Annotated in this window: 15 protein-coding genes and 1 pseudogene; 5 read left to right on the top strand and 11 right to left on the bottom strand. The window is 40.5% G+C overall.

What is annotated here, in order from left to right; translation table 11 throughout:
• Positions 1–44: 44 nt before the first annotated feature.
• Entirely contained in the window at positions 45–1238 is a 1194-nt protein-coding gene (locus MJX77_RS18510) for an alkane 1-monooxygenase (protein WP_252060113.1), read from the top strand.
• Positions 1239–1289: 51 nt separating this feature from the next.
• Here MJX77_RS18510 and MJX77_RS18505 read toward each other — a convergent pair whose 3' ends face one another.
• Positions 1290–1499: a KTSC domain-containing protein gene (locus MJX77_RS18505; protein ID WP_004793625.1), complete on the bottom strand. Its 210-nt coding sequence runs from the start codon at positions 1497–1499 to the stop codon at positions 1290–1292.
• Positions 1500–1752: 253 nt separating this feature from the next.
• Entirely contained in the window at positions 1753–2316 is a 564-nt protein-coding gene (gene ahpC, locus MJX77_RS18500; RefSeq protein ID WP_003652649.1) for an alkyl hydroperoxide reductase subunit C, read from the bottom strand.
• A gap of 352 nt (positions 2317–2668) precedes the next feature.
• Here ahpC and hrpA point away from each other — a divergent pair, with 352 nt between their 5' ends.
• A complete protein-coding gene (gene hrpA / locus MJX77_RS18495) occupies positions 2669–6526 on the top strand; it encodes an ATP-dependent RNA helicase HrpA (protein ID WP_252060111.1) in 3858 nt (1285 codons plus the stop codon).
• Positions 6527–6621: 95 nt separating this feature from the next.
• Entirely contained in the window at positions 6622–7728 is a 1107-nt protein-coding gene (locus tag MJX77_RS18490) for a beta-ketoacyl-ACP synthase III (protein WP_013198471.1), read from the top strand.
• Positions 7729–7831: 103 nt separating this feature from the next.
• Here MJX77_RS18490 and MJX77_RS18485 read toward each other — a convergent pair whose 3' ends face one another.
• The 7 genes from MJX77_RS18485 to benA all read right to left on the bottom strand — a co-directional run bounded on the left by MJX77_RS18485 (position 7832) and on the right by benA (position 15993).
• The gene (locus MJX77_RS18485; RefSeq protein ID WP_252060110.1) at positions 7832–9088 is read right to left on the bottom strand and encodes an OprD family outer membrane porin; all 1257 of its coding nucleotides are present in this window, start codon (positions 9086–9088) and stop codon (positions 7832–7834) included.
• 44 nt (positions 9089–9132) lie between these two features.
• On the bottom strand, positions 9133–10491 hold the full coding sequence (locus tag MJX77_RS18480; protein ID WP_198307166.1) for an aromatic acid/H+ symport family MFS transporter: 1359 nt from the start codon (positions 10489–10491) through the stop codon (positions 9133–9135).
• A gap of 475 nt (positions 10492–10966) precedes the next feature.
• Positions 10967–12160, bottom strand: a complete 1194-nt coding sequence (benE, locus tag MJX77_RS18475; RefSeq protein WP_077168210.1) for a benzoate/H(+) symporter BenE — start codon at positions 12158–12160, stop codon at positions 10967–10969.
• 57 nt (positions 12161–12217) lie between these two features.
• Positions 12218–13003 (bottom strand): 1,6-dihydroxycyclohexa-2,4-diene-1-carboxylate dehydrogenase, encoded by a 786-nt coding sequence (locus tag MJX77_RS18470; protein WP_252060108.1) that lies wholly within the window; start codon positions 13001–13003, stop codon positions 12218–12220.
• 21 nt (positions 13004–13024) lie between these two features.
• Entirely contained in the window at positions 13025–14041 is a 1017-nt protein-coding gene (gene benC / locus MJX77_RS18465; protein WP_252060107.1) for a benzoate 1,2-dioxygenase electron transfer component BenC, read from the bottom strand.
• A 72-nt stretch (positions 14042–14113) separates the two neighbouring features.
• Positions 14114–14614 (bottom strand): benzoate 1,2-dioxygenase small subunit, encoded by a 501-nt coding sequence (gene benB / locus MJX77_RS18460; RefSeq protein ID WP_004702723.1) that lies wholly within the window; start codon positions 14612–14614, stop codon positions 14114–14116.
• Positions 14611–15993, bottom strand: a complete 1383-nt coding sequence (gene benA / locus MJX77_RS18455; protein WP_004793610.1) for a benzoate 1,2-dioxygenase large subunit — start codon at positions 15991–15993, stop codon at positions 14611–14613. The genes benB and benA overlap by 4 nt, the downstream gene beginning before the upstream one ends.
• Positions 15994–16099: 106 nt before the next feature.
• Between benA and MJX77_RS18450 the strand changes: the two are divergent.
• Positions 16100–16229: pseudogene (locus MJX77_RS18450) on the top strand (hypothetical protein).
• Between the two features lie 44 nt (positions 16230–16273).
• Positions 16274–17233 carry a LysR family transcriptional regulator gene (locus tag MJX77_RS18445; RefSeq protein WP_004702719.1) on the top strand — a complete coding sequence of 320 codons (960 nt, stop codon included), beginning with the start codon at positions 16274–16276 and terminating at the stop codon, positions 17231–17233.
• 48 nt (positions 17234–17281) lie between these two features.
• Here MJX77_RS18445 and MJX77_RS18440 read toward each other — a convergent pair whose 3' ends face one another.
• Together MJX77_RS18440 and MJX77_RS18435 are read right to left on the bottom strand one after the other, a co-directional pair.
• On the bottom strand, positions 17282–18163 hold the full coding sequence (locus MJX77_RS18440; RefSeq protein ID WP_252060105.1) for a SphA family protein: 882 nt from the start codon (positions 18161–18163) through the stop codon (positions 17282–17284).
• Between the two features lie 185 nt (positions 18164–18348).
• A complete protein-coding gene (locus MJX77_RS18435; protein ID WP_252060104.1) occupies positions 18349–19410 on the bottom strand; it encodes an NADH:ubiquinone reductase (Na(+)-transporting) subunit F in 1062 nt (353 codons plus the stop codon).
• Between the last annotated feature and the right edge of the window lie 13 nt (positions 19411–19423).

The following is a 19423-nucleotide window of genomic DNA, read 5'->3' as shown; positions in this document are numbered from 1 at the left end:
CAATCAATTCAAGCAAAAAATTTTGTGTTTGATTGGAGTCTCTAATGAATATGCATACTCAACTGGATGTCGAGCAAGCGACAACAACATTTAAGGATAAGAAACGTCATTTATGGCTACTGGGTTTGGCTGTACCGACCATTGCAATGGGTGGGTTAGCAGGCTATCAATTTGGTCCTAAAAAAACTAAAAAATTCTTCGCTTCATTTGGGCCATTATTTATTCATGGCGTTATTCCAGCATTAGATAAACTGATTGGGGAAGACAAGGAAAATCCGCCATTAGACGCAATCGCGGATTTAGAAGCAGATCCGTATTACGCTCGCATTGTTAAACTTTTTATTCCTTTGCAATATGCGACCAATATTTATGGAGCATATTTAGCCAGTCGTAAAAATACACCTCTTGCTGATCAGGTTTTACTTGGAACTTTGGTGGGAATGGTCAATGGGATTGCCATTAATACGGCGCATGAACTTAGCCACAAGAATGGGCAGCTTGAACATTATTTATCTCATTTAGCTTTAGCACCATCGGGTTATAACCATTTCCGAATTGAACACCCTTATGGACACCACCGCCGCGTTGCGACACCTGAAGACCCAGCATCTTCACAATTTGGTGAAACCTTTTGGAAATTTTTACCGCGGACTGTAATTGGCAGCTTTAAATCGGCGATTGAAATTGAAAAAAATCGTTTAGAACGTAAGAAATTGCCTTTCTTCTGTAAGGAAAATGAGCTGATTCATGGCTGGGCAATGTCTGCTGTTTATCATGCAACCATGTTTGCTAAATTTGGTGCGCGTTCGATTCCATTTCAAGTTACTCAAGCTGCTTATGCAGTAACTTTATTTGAATCGGTGAATTACATTGAACATTATGGTTTAAAGCGTGCAAAGAAAGAAAATGGCCAATATGAACGTACTTTGCCAGAGCACAGCTGGAACAATAATAATGTGGTCACCAATCTGTTTTTGTATCAATTACAACGCCATTCAGATCATCATGCCAATCCAACTCGCAGCTTTCAGACTTTACGTCACTTTGAAGATGCGCCGCAATTACCAGCAGGTTATGGTGCAATGATTTTGCCTGCATTTATTCCCTCTTGGTGGTCAAAAATTATGGATGATCGCGTTGTCGAGCACTATAAGGGTGACCTTAGTAAAATCAATATGCATGTTGATGTGAAGGAAAAAATGCTAGAGAAATATATTGGTCAAAATGACGCGGCTTAATAGCCAAAAGATATAAAAACAGATCAGCCCAAGCGGGCTGATTTTTTATAATTAAGCAGAAATACGGAGTCTGTTAAAATGCAGATCAAACTCAAGATATTTGTGAACAAATGCAGTTTTATCATTGGTACGTAACAAATTATTGTAGATAAACTCTGGAACTGGATGGTAGAGCTCACCTGAGCCATTGCTATAGAAAATTTTTAAATAGCGTGAAGAAACATCGTATTTCCAAGAGGTTACAACAACAGATTTTTCCATATAACTACTCCTACTTTTGTTTGATCTTTTAATACATATATAAAGCTCTTTTGTTTCATAATTCGACAGTACTCTAAGTTAAGCAAGCTGACAATTCATAAATGAATCTTGCTATAAATTTATAAGTATAAGAATTGTAAAAAATTAGCTATAAAATTTGAGTAGAGAGTAGGGCTTGGATTTATAAAAATAACCAATAAAAAAACCACCCTAAAAAGGGTGGTTTTCAGACGTATTGGTCTAATCTAAAAAATTAGATTTTACCAACTAGGTCGATAGATGGAGCAAGAGTAGCTTCGCCTTCTTTCCATTTAGCTGGGCAAACTTCACCTGGGTGAGCGTGTACGTATTGAGCAGCTTTTACTTTACGAAGAAGTTCAGACGCGTCACGGCCGATACCACCAGCGTTGAGTTCAACGATTTGGATTTTACCTTCTGGATCGATAACGAAAGTACCGCGGTCAGCTAAACCTTCAGATTCAATAAGAACGTCGAAGTTTTTAGAAAGAGTCCAAGTTGGGTCGCCAACTAATGGATATTGGATTTTTTTGATTTCTTCAGAAGTGTCGTGCCAAGCTTTGTGAGTGAAGTGTGTATCAGTAGATACAGCATAAATTTCAACACCAAGTTTTTGGAATTCAGCGTAGTTGTCTGCTAAGTCACCAAGTTCAGTTGGACAAACGAAAGTGAAGTCAGCTGGATAGAAGAATACAACAGACCACTTACCTTTAAGGTTAGTTTCGTTAACTTCAACAAATTGGCCGTTGTGGTAAGCAGTTGCTTGGAATGGTTTAACTTCAGTATTAATCAAGCTCATCATTGTCTCCATGATTGAGGTTTATATTTAAACTTGTTTACGAGATGTAGAATAAATAAAAATTCTTTATTGGGGAAATAGTATTTTTACATGACTAAAATCGGAAAATTGAATAAGTGATAAATTTACGATTTTTAAGTCCCCAAACACTGTATTCGATTTGACTGCAAAAACATGTAAATCAAATGACAGTTATAGTAAAAGAAACTTGCATAACAACATGAAGTCTACTTAGTCAAAATTCAAGGGTAAAATTTTAAAAAATTAAAAATATATAAAAAACCAAGTGTTTTACCTGAAGGGCATTAGAGCGTAAAATAGAGGATTGTTGTATTTTCAGGAAAATTTGTCTGTGCAGAATGATTTAAATATTGATCAGTGGGTAATGGCAAGAGATCGTTACCGTTTAAATCGTTTGCGTAAAGATAAAAAAGCCAATACAGCAGAGATTGAAAAATTATTTGAACAATCTAATGCCAAAGTAAGGCAGCGATTTGAACGCCTTCCTAAAATTAAACTGAATCAGGAATTACCTGTTTCTCAATATGCTGACCGTTTAATTGATGCGATTCAAAAGCATCAGGTCATTATTGTGGCAGGTGAAACAGGTTCAGGTAAAACCACTCAGCTTCCTCAAATTGCAATGCTAGCAGGTCGTGGTTTAACGGGTATGATTGGGCATACTCAGCCACGTCGTTTAGCTGCACGTAGTGTTTCTCAGCGTATTGCAGAAGAAGTCGGCGAAAAGCTTGGTGAATCGATTGGTTTTAAAATCCGATTTAATGAACAAGGTTCGCAAGATTCAATTGTACGGTTAATGACCGATGGTATTTTGCTTGCCGAGTTAGGCAATGACCGTTTCTTGTCTAAATATGACACGATCATTATTGATGAAGCGCATGAACGCTCACTCAATATCGATTTTATTATGGGTTATTTAAAGCAGTTACTACCAAAACGCCCAGACCTAAAAGTGATTGTGACTTCGGCCACTTTAGATGTAAATCGTTTCAGTAATTACTTTAATAATGCACCTATTTTTGAAGTAGAAGGGCGTAGTTATCCGGTCGAAGTGCTTTATCGTCCAATTTCAGAAATGAATATTGGCGGAAGTGATGACGATGAATTTGATGATTTCGAAGAAAACTTACCTCGAGCAGTCGTACAGGCAGTAGAAGAATGCTTTGCTGACGCAGAAGCAAAAGGTCACCCCGAACATGCCGACATTTTAATTTTCTCAAGTACAGAACAAGAAATTCGTGAGTTGCAGGAAACCTTGCAAAAGTATGGGCCAAGACACACCGAAATTTTACCTTTGTATGCGCGCTTAGCTGTTTCAGAACAACAAAAGATTTTTAGTCCGGGTGGAAAAGGGCGTCGTATTATTATTGCGACCAACGTGGCCGAAACCGCACTTACAGTTCCAAATATTCGTTATGTGATTGATAGCGGTTTTGCCCGTATCTCTCGTTATAACTACCGTTCACGTGTGCAGCGTTTACCAATTGAAGCAATTTCTCAAGCTGCTGCCAATCAGCGTAAAGGGCGTTGTGGTCGTATTGCTGCGGGTGTGTGTATTCGTTTATATAGCGAAGAAGATTTCGTAAGCCGCCCTGAATTTACCGAACCTGAAATTAAACGAACCAATTTAGCGTCTGTTATTTTACAAATGCACAGTTTAGGTTTGGGTGAGCTAGAAAACTTTGATTTTATTGAGCCACCAGATTTCCGTCTTGTAAATGATGGTCGTAAGTTGCTCATCGAGTTGGGGGCACTTAACGAAAAGAAAAATGAGCTGACTAAAGTCGGGCAAATGATGGCACGTATGCCAATTGATCCACGTTTGGCCCGTATGATCGTGGGCGGTGCTCATTTCGGCGTGCTCAAAGAAATCTTAATTGTAGTGAGTGCTTTAGCAGTTCAAGACCCGCGTGAGCGACCAGCCGACAAGCAAATGCAGGCTGACCAAAAGCATGCTTTGTTCAAAGAAGCCGATTCAGATTTTCTGTTTTATTTGAAACTTTGGGATACTTTAAATCCTAAAGGTGAAGCTGGCATGTCTGAAAACAAACGACGTCAGTTTGCTAAGCAGAATTTTTTAAGTTGGTTACGTTTACGTGAGTGGAAGCAGACACACCAGCAATTAGTTGAGTTAGCAGAAGGTTTAAAACTCAGCTTTAATGAAAAAGCTGCGAATTATGAAAACTTGCACCGTGCATTGCTGACAGGCTTATTGTCTTTTATTGCCAATAAAACAGATGAACGTAATACCTTTATGGCAGTGCGTCAGCAAAAAGCTAAAGTTTTTCCAGCAAGTACTTTGCACAAAACCAATACCTCTTGGGTGATGGCTTTTGAGATGGTCGAAACCTCTCAAGTGTACTTACGTACTTTAGCCAAAATTGACCCTGAATGGATTTTGCTTGCTGCACGTGACTTATTGAAATATCACTATTTTGAGCCACATTGGTCTAAGAAAGCTGGGATCGTAAATGCGTATGCACAAATTTCGCTGTTTGGTTTAATTATTGAACCAAAACGCTTAATTAATTTTGAGAAAGTTGACCAGCCCGCTGCACATGAGATTTTCTTACGCGACGCATTAACCACAGGTAATTTGGGTACGATCCCACCATTTTTAAAACACAACTTGCTTAAACTTGAAGAAGTGGAGCGAGTTGAAGATAAATTGCGTCGCCGTGATTTAGTGGTCGATGAAGAAACGATTTATCAGTTTTATGCCTCTAAGATTCCTGAAGAAATCGCAAGCCGTCGTAGTTTTGAAGACTGGCGCGCGACGGTAGAAGCAAATCATCCGCGTTATTTATTTATTGAAGATGATTCACTTTGGCTAAATGACAGACCAACAACGCAGCAATTCCCAGATCATCTACACAATGGGCAACTACGTTTAGCAACAACATATCATTTTGACCCGAGCCATGATGAAGATGGTGCAACTGTTCAAATTCCTGTGCAGGCGCTACCTCAAGTTGATGAAAATATCTGGTCATGGGGAATTCCGGGTTGGCGCCAAGATTTAATCGAGGCATTACTTAAAGCTTTACCTAAAGATAAGCGTCGTAATGTAGTGCCTATTCCTGATACTGCTCGCAAGCTCATGCAAGGCATTGATGCTGTACATTTACGTGAACATATCTTTAGTTATTTAGCTTTTGCCTTACGCGGTGAGCAAATTACTGACAAAGATTTCTCGTTTGAACGCATTGATCCATATTTGGTACCTTTCATTAAGGTTATTGATGAAAAAGGTAAGTTGATTGCAAAAGGCCGTGATTTACCTGAATTAAAAGCGCGTTGCCGTGTGGAAACACATCGTCCAGTAAAACAGCAAAAAGGTGAGTTTAAGGACTTTCCTGAAAACTTTACTTTTGAGGCTTCTCATAAAGTTACGGGCGTTGTAGTAAAGCAATATCAGGCTTTAGTCCCGACAAAGGCTTTTGCCGAAATTGAAGCTAAAGATGACTCAGGCGTTGTTATTCAAACTTTTAATGATCAGGCCGAAGCCATTAAGCAGCATCGTGAAGGGATTATTCGTCTGGTCCATATGCAACTTGGCGATTTGGTTCGCCAGTTGAAAAAGCAGATTTCAAAACCGCTTGCTTTGGCATATTCACCTTTGGGCGATAAAGCTAAGCTTGAGCAGATGTTAGTCTATGCAACATTGCAAATGGCAATTACAACTTTGCCAATTAATGCAGATGAATTTAATAAACTGCTTGAGCAAGTTAAAAAGCAATTTTTGACCCATGGTCAGCAAGCACTTGAGCAACTAAGTGATATTTATATTCAATGGCAGCAAATTCGCCGTCAGCTTTTAGTGCTTGACCGAGACATATTTGGCCGTAGCGTTGATGATATTGAAGATCAGCTAGATTTAATGTCACTTGGTAATTTTGTTTACTGCCAACCAGTCGATCTTTGGCAGGAATATCCGCGATATTTAAAAGCGCTGCTATTGCGTTTAGATCGATTGCCAAATAATCTACAGCGAGATCATGCCGCTATTGATGATGTCGATCCATGGATGGACAAGGTATTTAAATTCAAAAACGATCCAAAAATCAAAGAATTGTATTTGATGTTGGAAGAATTCCGCATTTCTTTATTTTCTCAACCGATGAAAACCAAGATGCCTATTTCACCAACTCGACTGCAAAAGTTATGGGATCGTTTGGGAATCAGTTAAGATAGATCGGGGTCTGTTTATGTTGTTGTTTAGCCTACAACGCAATTTATAAATGAAAGATTAACAGACCCTATTCATTTTTTTAGGAGTTTTACATGGGCATTCGTATCACAGGTACTGGGTTATTTCACCCAACAGAAATCATTTCTAATGAAGAACTGGCCGACAGTTTAAATGCTTATGTGGAACAATATAACCAAGAGAATGCAGAGAAAATTGCAGCAGGTGAACTCGAAGAATTACGTGGTTCTAGTGCTGAATTTATTGAAAAAGCGTCTGGTATTAAGCGTCGTTACGTGATTGAGAAATCAGGTATCCTCGATCCAAATCGTTTGCGTCCTCGTTTGTCTGAACGTTCAAATGATGAACTTTCACTTCAAGCAGAGTGGGGCGTGATTGCTGCGAAACAGGCAATGGAAAATGCGGGCGTAACTGCTGAAGATATCGATGTTGTGATTTTGGCATGTTCAAACATGCAGCGTGCTTATCCGGCAGTTGCAATTGAAATCCAGTCAGCACTTGGTATTCAAGGTTATGCCTACGACATGAACGTTGCATGTTCAGCTGCCACTTTTGGTTTGAAACAAGCAGCTGATGCAATTCGTTCGGGTGCTCGCCGTGTTTTATTGGTGAACGTTGAGATTACATCGGGTCACCTAGACTACCGTAACCGTGATTGTCACTTCATTTTTGGTGATGTTGCTACAGCTTCTATTATTGAAGAAACCACTACTAAGACTGGTTTTGAAATTTTAGATATTCATTTATTTACTCAATTTTCAAACAACATTCGCAATAACTTCGGTTTCTTAAACCGTAGCGAAGATGCAGTGGTTGACGACAAGTTATTCCGTCAAGATGGTCGCAAAGTCTTTAAAGATGTTTGTCCGTTAGTGGCAAAAATCATTAATGCGCAGTTGGAAAAAATGCAGTTAACTGCAAACGATATTAAGCGTTTCTGGTTACACCAAGCCAATGCCAACATGAATGAACTAATCTTGAAATATGTGGCTGGTAAAGAGGCTGATCTAAGCCGTGCCCCAATTATTCTAGATGAGTTTGCTAATACCTCTTCAGCAGGCGTTATTATTGCTTTACACCGTACAGGCCATGAAGTAGATAATGGCGAATATGGTGTAATTTCATCTTTCGGCGCCGGTTATTCAGTAGGTTCGATTGTTGTACAAAAGCATGTTGCTTAAGCTACAAGATTAATTAAAAAACGCTCGTAAGAGCGTTTTTTTATGAGCGAAATAATATAAAAGCGGGCCAAAACTAGCCCGCTTATGATTGAATTAAAAGTTATTAAAACTTTTTAGTGTAGTTTACAAACAAGCGGTCTTCACCAAAGTCATTGCCATGTTTTACGTTGTAATCAATTCGAATGTATTGCAGGGCAACGCCTTTTAAGAATGGCTGTTGAAACGCATAGTTTAAAATCACATTCGACTCGGTTTCATGGTTTTTCTCACCATTGGCTGCTTTAAAGTCATGGCCGTAAACATATTTCACCATCGCATTTAAACCCGGAACATAATCTTTAAAGTCATAGCCGTACATCACATGATAGGACTTTTCATCTTCTTTAAAGAAACCTGTTGCATTCCAGTTAATGAAATACGTCTCTGGTAAGAAACCATCTGGTAATGGATAAGCTGACTCACCCATAATCTGTTGGTAGCCCAAACCAAAGGTATGATTTTTTACTTTAAGTGTTTCTAACACCCCAATGTTTTGCGCATCAATATCAAAAGTATTGCCGTCATCTTTTGCATTGAAATATTTAAACTTAGACGTAAGAGCGAAATTAGGTTGTTTCCAATTATGCTCAAGCCCTACATAGTGTTTATTGTAGAGGTCTTCTAAATTACCAAAATAATATTCGCCCTTTAAAGACGGCGTAAATTGATAGCGCAGGTCAATATAATTTAAACCATCAGATTCTTTAGTGATTCCATTTGAAGTGAACGAAAACTTTTTAAAATCTTCTTCATTTCGTGGAGAGACTTTTTCAACTCGGCCAATTTCTGCATAAAGCTGATCTGAAAGTTGCGACTTAAGATTGGTTCCCCAATATGAAGCAAGTAATTGTCGGCTTGCATCCACAGCCGTTACAGGCAGGTCTAACCAGAGTTCACCGACACTTAAAAGGGTTTTGTCATAGCCTAATTTTAAAGTGGCGCCGTATTTTAAGAAGTCGGATGCTTGTGACTGAGTTTCTTTATTAAAAGGCAAAACCGTGTCAGCAACGTGTTTGTCTGAACTCAAGCGAACGGCGTATTGAACAGAAGCATCAGCCCCAATCGTGATTGGTTTGTCTGCAATTTGCAGTGGGGTGTCATGCATTTTCGATTTATAAAATAATGAGGCTGCCTGAGACCAGCTACCCGTATCTTTGAGTGCATCATTATCAAAATTACGGTTGATATAGGCATTTTTTAGCGTGAATTTCCATTCATCTTCGGGCTGCTGATTTGGATTTGCAGCGAATGAATTGCCACACATCAACACTAAGGTCGCGAAAGTTAAAGCACGTGGCTTAAAGTGGTGTAATAATTCCATAATCCATTTCCAAAAAGATGCGCCAGTCCTCGGCGCATTTATATTTACTGCTGGGTAAGCGTGTTTTGAGGGTTAAAAGTTGATGGCGTTTGTGCAGCAACAGAGGCTTTTAGATTGACCATAAATATTGCAAGTGCAGCAATCACACCCGGAATTGCAATCGCTAAGAAATTCATTTGGTGAGGAAGCTCAAGTGTGAGAAGGGCTCCTGTTAAAACTGGTCCAATAATCGCACCGATACGACCAATGCCAGATGCCCAGCCCATGCCAGTTGAACGAAGTGCTGTCGGATAGAACTGTGCAACGAAGGTGTAGAGTAAGATTTGTGAGCCAATTGTGGCAGCACCAGCAATCGCAATCAGGCTATATAAAATAAATTGTGGGCTATTAATACCAAGCAGAATTAAAGCTGCTGATCCCACAATAAACATGATTGTAATAACAGGTTTTAAATGGAATCTGTCCGCTAAAGCACCGCCGCCAATTGCACCGACCATGCCGCCAATATTGAGTGCAAACAGGAATAACATGCTCGCACCTAATGAGTAGCCAGCTTGAAGCATAAGTTTAGGTAACCAGCTTCCTAAGGCATACACCATGAGTAAGCACATAAAGAAAGCAATCCAGAACATAAATGTGCTGAAGGTACGGCCTTGTTGGAAAAGCGCACGGACAGGTGCATCTGTGGTTGTGCTTTCGTTTAATACCAGTTGTGTATTGGCGTTTACCTGCGTTTCTGGCGCAATTTTACAAACAATACTTTTTGCCTGCTCGCTATGGTTTGATTTCACTAAAAAGGTGAGAGATTCAGGTAAAAATTTCCAAATGAGTGGGAGCAATAATAGGGGAATACCTGCAATTAAAAACATGATTTGCCAGCCCATGTCTTTCACGAGCCATGCACCGAGTAGAGCAGATGTCATACCGCCAATTGCATAGCCACTAAACATGATTGCGACCAATGTACTGCGGATTTTTTTTGGTGCGTATTCGGTCATAAGCGCAACGACGTTTGGCATAACGCCACCAATACCAAGGCCTGCAATAAAGCGCAAAATAGCAAACTCAGTTGGTCCTTTGGCAAAGGCACCAATAAAGGTAAATCCACTAAATAAGGTGACACAAATCAGGATGGTTTTTTTACGTCCCAGTTTGTCTGAAAGTGTGCCGAAAATCATGGCACCGAACATCATCCCGAATAGAGCAGCACTGGCGAGTAAACCAGCTTCTACCGCAGTTAATGACCATTGCTGCATTAACAGAGGAAGAGCAACCCCATAAATAACTAAATCATATCCATCAAAAATAATAATAAGTAAGCACCAGATTAAAACTTTCCAATGAAAAGATGTAAAACTGGCCTTATCAATTAACTCATTAATATTTACCTTACTCATATCCATTTTCTTCACCTCCAATTTGTGAAGCATCGCGTTATTTTTTAATAAACTATTTTGTTATTGAATTAGAGTCAAAAACCTAATTGATATATCTTTATGTCTTTAAGGTATTGTGCTTTTATTAGTTTAATTATTTGAAAAATATATATTTATTTTTATTGTTCTAGCTGGCTGTGTTGTGTCTTTAAAATGGGGTTAAATATTGTATGATGAGAATTTTAAGTATTTTATAGATGTTTTTTTAGAGATTTTGTTGGTAATAATCACAGCTAAAAATATTGTTAAATTTATATTATGAGTTGAAGTGAAAATATAAAAACAAAATACTAAAGTCTATTATTTAATTATTTTAGAGATTCATCTTAAAAATGAAATTTAATCTATATTCAATAAAAAATCGCTAAATCAGAATTAGCAAATTATTTGCATCCTGATTTGGCGATTGGGGTTTTATTTTAGTTGGGGAGTATTTAAAAAATTAATTTGTGGCTGGCGTTGAGCGTGGTGTAAGAATGAAATGGGCGATTACACCAATACAAATACCCCAAAAAACTGAGCTTAATCCAAGGAAATGCATGCCTGATGCGGTAGCTAAAAAGGTAATAAGTGCAGCATCGCGTTGACTATCATTTTTCATAGCAACAGAAATATTGGTGGCAATCGCTCCAAGTAGGGCTAAACCTGCCAGTGCTGCCACCAACTCTTTAGGAAGTAAACTAAATAACATGACAATACTGCCAGCAAATAGGCCTCCTAAAATATAAAAAATTCCGTTGGCGATTCCTGCGATGTAACGTTTTTCTTTCAATTCATGTGCATCTTTACCCATACATAAAGCTGCGGTAATTGAGGCAAGTACAATGGTAATACCGCCGACACAGGCAACAGCTAAAGAGGCAATACTAGTGACAGTAATAATGGGTTTGGCTGGGGTGTCGTAACCGCTGAGTTTCATAATCGCCATACCCGGTAAAAATTGGCCGGTTAGGCTGACTAAAATGAGAGGAACAGCGAGATTCAGTGTTGAGTTCCATGTCCATTCTGGGCTAATCCACTGTGGAATAGCTAAACTAAAACTCACATCAACCGGATTCATTTTGCCTAAAAAGAGGCTTAATAAAACTCCGGCAGCTAACACCCAAATCATGGTGTAGCGCGGCATTAAACGTTTGGCAATTAAAAAGACAATAAGCATGCTAAAAACAATAAAAGGCATGCTATCAGACGCGGTAAACAGACCAATACCAAATTGAAAAAGAATACCTGCCATCATGCCCGCAGCAACATCTTGGGGAATCCACTTCAGTAACTTGTCGAAGTAACCTGTAATACCAATTAAAAAAATAACGATAGCGGAAGTAATATAGGCGGCTACCGCTTCATTCAACGAGACATTGGGAAATAGGGTAACTAACAGGGCAGTACCCGGTGCAGACCATGCAGTTATGACAGGCGTTTTATATTTAATTGAAAGATAAATACCTGAAACGGCGGCACCAATTGAGATTCCCCAAATCCATGACACCATCATGTCGGTGGAAACATGGGCACGCTGAGCAGCTTGGAAAAAAATAATCAGTGGGCCTGAGTAAGAAATTAAAACCGCAAGAAAGCCAGCAACTGTTGCTGATATGGACCAGTCATTTTTTAATGTCTTGAACAGGGTTGCCATGTGTGATTGCCTCCATGCAAATCATGTTATTTACCCAATCATGCAAAAAGATCAGGGTTAACCCTGATCTCCACCTCCGACTGAAATAACCGAGCCAGTCATATATGATGCTTCGTCTGATGCAAGAAATAAAATTGCATTGACTTGTTCTTGAATTGTGCCATAACGGCCCATAAATGTTCGATCTATGGTTTGATCAACCACTTGCTGCATCCAGTCTTTTTCATTTTGACTTAACGGATTGGCATTTCGTGGTACTTTGCGAGGCGGGGCTTCGGTTCCACCCGTCGCAACGGCATTGACTCGAATTCCATCTTTAGCATGTTCAAAAGCAAGCGATGCTGTTAAAGCATTTACACCACCTTTAGATGCTGAGTAGGGAATACGGTTAATACCACGGGTTGCAATTGAAGATACATTTACAATCACACCCGACTGTTGCTTAATCATTGTGGGCAACACAGCGCGGCAACACCATAACGTTGGAAACAACGAGCGATTCACTTCCTTAATGATCTCTTCTTCAGAAAACTCTTCAAAAGGTTTCATCCAGATCGCGCCACCTACATTATTAATCAGGATATCTACCCGACCATAGTGTTCAATGGCTTTTGCAAAAACTGCTTGTGCACCTGCATATGTTTCAAGGTCAGCATTAATCGTGACAGCATCACCGCCTGCACTCTGAATTTCTTTGAGAACTTCTTCAACATATTCAGAGCGGTCAGCCATGATGACTTGGCCGCCTTCAGCTGCAACTTGTAGTGCTACGCCACGGCCAATACCTTGGGCACTACCTGTGACAATCACCACTTTATCGGTAAATCTTTGACGGTTTGACATAGATAACTTCTCCACCTTGAGTTAGTTTGCAGAGAATTTTTCAAACAAGAAACTAGCAGGTTTGATATTTTCAGTTTCTAACCAGCCACGTACAGCCTCTACCATTGGAACGGGCCCACATAGATAAACATCGACGTCACCACCGTTTAACCATTCACTTTCAATATGACCAGTGACATAGCCTTTGCGTTCATGGTTGCTCTCAGGGCTTGCAACTACAGTTCGATATTCAAACCAAGGGAATTTTGCCTGCAATTCATTGAGTTTTTCTAGAGCCACCAAATCAAAGTCATTGGTTACACCAAAGACTAAACGAACTGGCTGTTCTGAACCTTTTTCTTCAAGCACTTGTAACATCGACATAAATGGGGCAATGCCAGTACCGCCTGCCAGCATCAGCACTGGACGTGCTACATTACGTAAATAGAAGCTACCGAATGGGCCGGTAAATGTCATTTTGTCGCCAGCTTGGGCATTTTTGCTCAAGAATTCACTCATTTTGCCATTCGGTACGTTACGGACCACAAAGCCTGTTAAACGATTGCCCGGTTTTGAGCTAAATGAATATGAACGTGTTTCACTAGTTTCAGGAATAGCAACATTCACATACTGACCTGCAAGAAAATGAATATCCGGTTGACCTTCATCAAGTTGAATATCAAATGTGATGGTTGAGTCTGACAAGTTTTCAACGCGGGCTAGGGTGCCTTGGAAGCTATGAATTGCAGTTTTGCAAACATCTGATGATGCTTGAATCTGGAATACCGCATCTGAAGTTGGGCGACATTGGCAAGCAAGAATATAGCCTTGCTCAGCTTCTTCTGGGGTTAGTGCATCTTCAATATAGGTTTCTTCTGGCATGTCATAACTGCCGGATTCGCAAAATGCGCGGCAAGTTCCACATGCACCGTCACGGCAATCCAAAGGAATATTAATTTTTTGGCGATAGGCTGCGTCAGATAGGGTTTCGCCTTGAGCTACGTTAATGAAACGTGTAACACCATCTTCAAATTGAAGTGCGATATTGTGGTTTGACATGGCATGTATCCTACAAAATATTTGAAACTTTTACCCTCAGCCAACAGTCCGTTTAACTGAGGGGGGTATGTCTTAAAGGTGGTAGATATCAATGACTTGATTGATGTAGTCATTTTTCAAAACGACATACTTGCTCAAGATCTTTGGTTGATCACCTGAAAAATCGATCACATAACGTGACATACCGAAATAGCTGTAATTTGTCTTGTAACGGAAACTCAAGGTATTCCAGTTAAAGCGCACAGTAACTTTGTCGCCATCGCGCTCTACGACTTCAACGTTGGCAATATTGTGACTTGTGCGTGTGTCTGGCATGGTTGCAGATGAGCGCTCGGTTTTAATACGGAACACGCGATCTTCTAAACCTTGACGGTCTGGATAATAAATAAGTGAAATTTCAGATTGCGGATCTTCAGTCAATCTATCGTCGTCGTCCCAAGCTGGCATCCAGAAAGAAGCTTCGGGTGCATAGCATTCAATCCAATCTTCCCATTGTTCATCATCTAAAAAGCGAGCTTCACGATAGAGAAACTGAGCAATATTTTCTAAAGTTGCTTTGTCTTGAGCACTCATGCTGTTTCTCCCTGATCAGCAATTTCTTTCTCTGATGCAATCGCGTGTTTCATGGTGTGTAACCAATATTGATGTTGGGCAAGATATAAGCCTTCATCTTCAGTTTTAATCCCACTTAACATTGGTTTTAAACCGATTTCATTCGCTGCATCGTCTGGTCCATAAATCCAGTGTTTTGAACCGCGGCACATGTCATTCCACTCAAGGGCAATACCTGCGTAGCCTGCCTGACAAGCACGGAATTCTTCTAAATCGTCTGGTGTTGCCATGCCTGAAGCATTAAAGAAATCTTCATATTGACGGATACGACGTGCGCGAGCTTCGGGTGCTTCGCCTTTAGGTGCGATACAGTAAATGGTGACTTCGGTTCTATTGACAGAAAGTGGGCGAAGTACACGAATTTGCGAACCGAACTGATCCATCAAATAAACGTTTGGATAGAGACACAAGTTACGTGAACGCTCAATCATCCATTTCGACATCGCTTCACCGTATTTTTCGGTGTATTCGTCTGCTTTCGGGAAGTTTGGACGGTCTTCTGGGTTTGCCCATTGTGTCCAAAGCAACATGTGACCATTTTCAAAGCCATACGAGCCACCGCCTTGTTTACCCCAAGAACCTGCACTCATCGCACGGATGTTATCGGCAGCTTGTGTTTCTTTGCGGTGTTGCGTTGTTGCTGCGTAGTTCCAGTGAACAGCAGAAACGTGGTAACCATCGGCACCATTTTCAGCGGTGAGTTTCCAGTTGCCTTCGTAGGTATAGGTAGATGAACCACGTAAAACTTCAAGGCCATGTTCAGACTGATCAACAATCATGTCGATGATTTTGGTGGTTTCACCCAAGAATTCTTCAAGTGAAGGAACATCGGGATTTAAGCTACCAAATAAGAAACCTTTGTAGCTCTCAAAACGAGCCACTTTTTTAAGGTCGTGTGAGCCTTCTTGGTTAAAGCAGTCCGAGTAACCAGCTTCGCTTGGATCTTTAACCTTGAGTAATTTACCTGAGTTGTTAAACGTCCAGCCGTGGAAAGGGCAGGTATATGTTGCTTTGTTACCACGCTTGTGACGGCAAAGTTGTGCTCCGCGGTGTGAACACGCATTGATCATGGCATTGAGTTCGCCGTTACGGTTGCGGGCAATAATGACCGGCTGACGACCAATGTGAGTGGTGTAGTAGTCATTATTATTCGGAATTTGGCTTTCGTGCGCTAAGTAAACCCAATTACCTTCGAAGATATATTTCATTTCGAGGTCAAATAGGGCTTCGTCAGTAAACACTGAGCGATGAAGTTTAAATTCACCTGTATCGATATTATCTACAAGTAATTCATCAATACGGTCAAGATGGCTAGTATTGATTACAGGAATACGTGGCATGTCCGTTCTCCGACTTTCCAAAAGTGTGGAAGTCACCAAGGCCTTAGCTACGATCTACAAGGTCTTGATATCCTAATATTGTCAATGAAGCGCATGAGAGCGCTGGGTGTTTAACCGTGAATTGATGAAGATGAATCACTGGAAGATTGGCAAGAAGGCTTTTTCACAAAGCAATTCATCACTTCATCGGTTTGTTGCTTGTATATACCTTAAAAGAATGGTTAAACTGTGTCTAAGACTGAATTTGCATTTTTTTATATCTTAAAGGTATGGAAGCCTTATGGAACTAAGACATTTACGGTATTTTGTGGCTGTTGTTGAAGAGCAGAGCTTTACAAAAGCCGCAGAAAAACTATTTATTGCTCAACCACCTTTGAGTCGACAGATTCAAAATTTGGAAAGTGAGCTTGGAATTCAACTGTTTGAGCGCGGAAGCCGTCCTTTACAGACAACCCCAGCCGGACATTTCTTTTATCAGCATGCCCTTAAACTTTTGTCGAATGCTGAAGAAATAAAAAGTATGACCAAACGTATTGGTCTGATTGAACGCAGTGTGACGATTGGTTTTGTCGGATCTTTACTCTATGGTTTACTGCCTCGAATCATTTATTTATTTCGGCAACAACAACCTCATTTGAATATTCAATTGATGGAGTTAAGTACGACTGAGCAACTACAGGCATTAAAAGAAGGGCGTATTGATGTTGGATTTGGACGTCTAAGAATTAGTGATCCTGCGGTGAGACGTATTTTGCTACGTAAAGAACGTTTGGTGGTTGCTGCACATACGAGTCATCCCATCGCTCAGCGTACCGAAGGGGTATATCTGGCCGATCTCATTGATGAAAAGATGTTTATGTATCCCACTTCTCCGAAACCGAATTTTTCGACCCAGCTTTTGAACATTTTTGCCGAGCATAGTTTGGTTCCAAAAAATATGCATGAGATACGGGAAATTCAACTGGCTTTGGGCTTAGTGGCAGCGGGTGAAGGTTTGTGTATTATTCCTGCCAGTGCCGATACCATTCGATTCCCACACTTAAACTATATTCCGATTTTAGATAACGGCGCAGTCAGTCCGATTTTTATTACTGCTCGTGCAATGGACCGAAGTGAAGACTTACAGCTTTTATTTGATTGTATTTATCAGGTTTATGATCTTGAAGGTATTCCATATAAACGCACCGTTTTCACGCTCGACCAAAATCCAATAGATGATTCAGACGGTATCGACTTTTAAATAAAGCAGGGCATAGCCTCAAAAGCTGAAGCTATGCGTTGATGTGTTTTAGAAAGCCCAAATCAATTTTAGCCAGCTGGTATGTCCTTCGGGACGATATTCGACTTCGGTTTCTTTTAAAAATTTAGCTTCAATAGACCAGTTTTTATCGGCATATTGAATGCCTGGGCCAATTGCAAAAGCTTGTCCTTTAAGCCCAATGTCACTTCCGTTTACGTTGTCATCTGTAGTTTGTTTAAAAGCATAGCCTTCAACTGCAACTTTGAGTTTGGGGTTAATGCGGTAACCTAAGCTATAGTCACCCGCAATGTATTGTCCAGACTTATAGTCGGTTGCGTCGTTACGTGTATTCCAGCTATAAGACAGTTTCGTAGAAAGATCTAAGCCTGCCGCGTTGGCATAACTATAGGCAATAATCGGTCGAATGGTGTGATAGTTTTTCCCGAGATTGGCTTCAACTGGATGTGTCGTACTTGGAGTGTCGTATTCACCTGTCCCAAGTACCGTTTCGAGGGCTGCAATCCAGTGATGATTTCCTTGATGCCAGCCGAGCATACCACCCAAAATCAAGTCTCCGAGACCTTGGTTTGAGTCAGCCATTCCATTTACTTTAAGGCGTAGATCAACCAATGGCTGGGCTGCATAAAACCCGAGTTGTCCATCCATAATTTTTTGATCGGTCATCCAGACCAACCGCGGAACCACAGCGTTGACATCAACATGGAACTGGTCGGGACCATTTTGAAAATCTGATGCGTGGTAATTTTGATAATAACTGAGTAGATAGACCCCAGCAGGTGGTAAGGCACCCGCCATCATACCTTCGGCACCTAATGCAAAAGAGTCTGAGCCATTTTCTGTCGCAAATGCAGAGGGAAGGTAAAGGCTGCTGATTACACCACATATGATTGCAGCAATTTTGTTATTCATAGAATGTCCTATTCTGTGTTGTTTGGCTTGTCACTAAAAAAACGTTATTCCTTAACGGTCTTTAAAAACTTAAGTCTGTTTAACCTGTAAATTTTGAATGCAGAACTCCTGTGAGCCTTGTATTTACTTTCTAAATTACAAATACAAAGCTCATTTGAAAAAGTGGTGTGCTTAACGGTTTATCTTTAAATATGTTTGAATAAAGCCGAACGTGACTGTCCAGCAGCACCATCGGCTGCACTTAAGAAACGTTCAGTGTGAATGTCCCGTTCGAATAAGCGACTTTGCATGAGTGTTGAAATTGCAGAGTCGATCATGATTGGTGGGCCGCACAAATACGCTTTGTGTCCACCACATCGATTTTCAAAGTAATCGGCAACAGCCTCGTGCACAAATCCGGTAAATCCAGTCCATTGGTCTTCTGGTTTTGGTGCATTCAGGGCAGGGATATAGCGGAAGTTTGGATAGTCTTTTACGAGTTGTTCAAACAATTCTCGGTTGTACAGCTCTGCCAAGTCTCGTGCTCCTTGGAAGAGGTAAATGGTGCGACTATCTCCAGACTCAAGTAAATCTAAAATCATCGATTGTGGACTTGAAAGACCTGAACCACCTGCAATGAAAATGGCATTTTGATCATCTGACTTACGTACAAAAAATTGACCATAAGGGCCTGAAATATCGAGCTGATCACCTGTGGCAAGTTGTTCATGTACATAAGTCGTCGCGGCACCGCCTTCAACTTTACGAATATGCAACTCAACAATGCCCACTTCATTTGGTGAATTGGCAATTGAAAACGCACGAGTTCCTTCAATATCTGGGAACTGGACATTGATATATTGGCCAGCTTGGAACTCGATTGGGCGATCTAGTTGTAGTCGGATTCCTTTAATGGTTGGCGATAGGTCTTTTATTTCAATGACGGTCGCTTGATAGTCTTGAACCAAATGACCTAAGAAATCTGGGTCTTCATCGACATCGGCTTCAATGACCATGTCGGACTGTGGTTTGCAGCAGCAGGCAAGCACCTTATTTTCATCACGTTCAATATCCATGAGCGCAAATGGTGAAGCTTCACCAACATCGTAAAAACCATCGGTGACTTGAACCTTACATGTCCCACAAGTGCCATGACCACAGGCAAAGGGTAACCAAACGCCTTGGCGTAAAGCGGCATCTAAAATTGTTTGGTCTTCTTCTACTTCAATCGTTGTTCCGATCGGTTCAATGGTGACTTGATAACTCATGACACACCTCCGA

It is taken from the genome of Acinetobacter sp. AHP123, from assembly GCF_023757925.1.
GTDB classification, from domain to species: domain Bacteria; phylum Pseudomonadota; class Gammaproteobacteria; order Pseudomonadales; family Moraxellaceae; genus Acinetobacter; species Acinetobacter oleivorans.
This window is presented reverse-complemented; position numbering and strand designations above follow the sequence as displayed.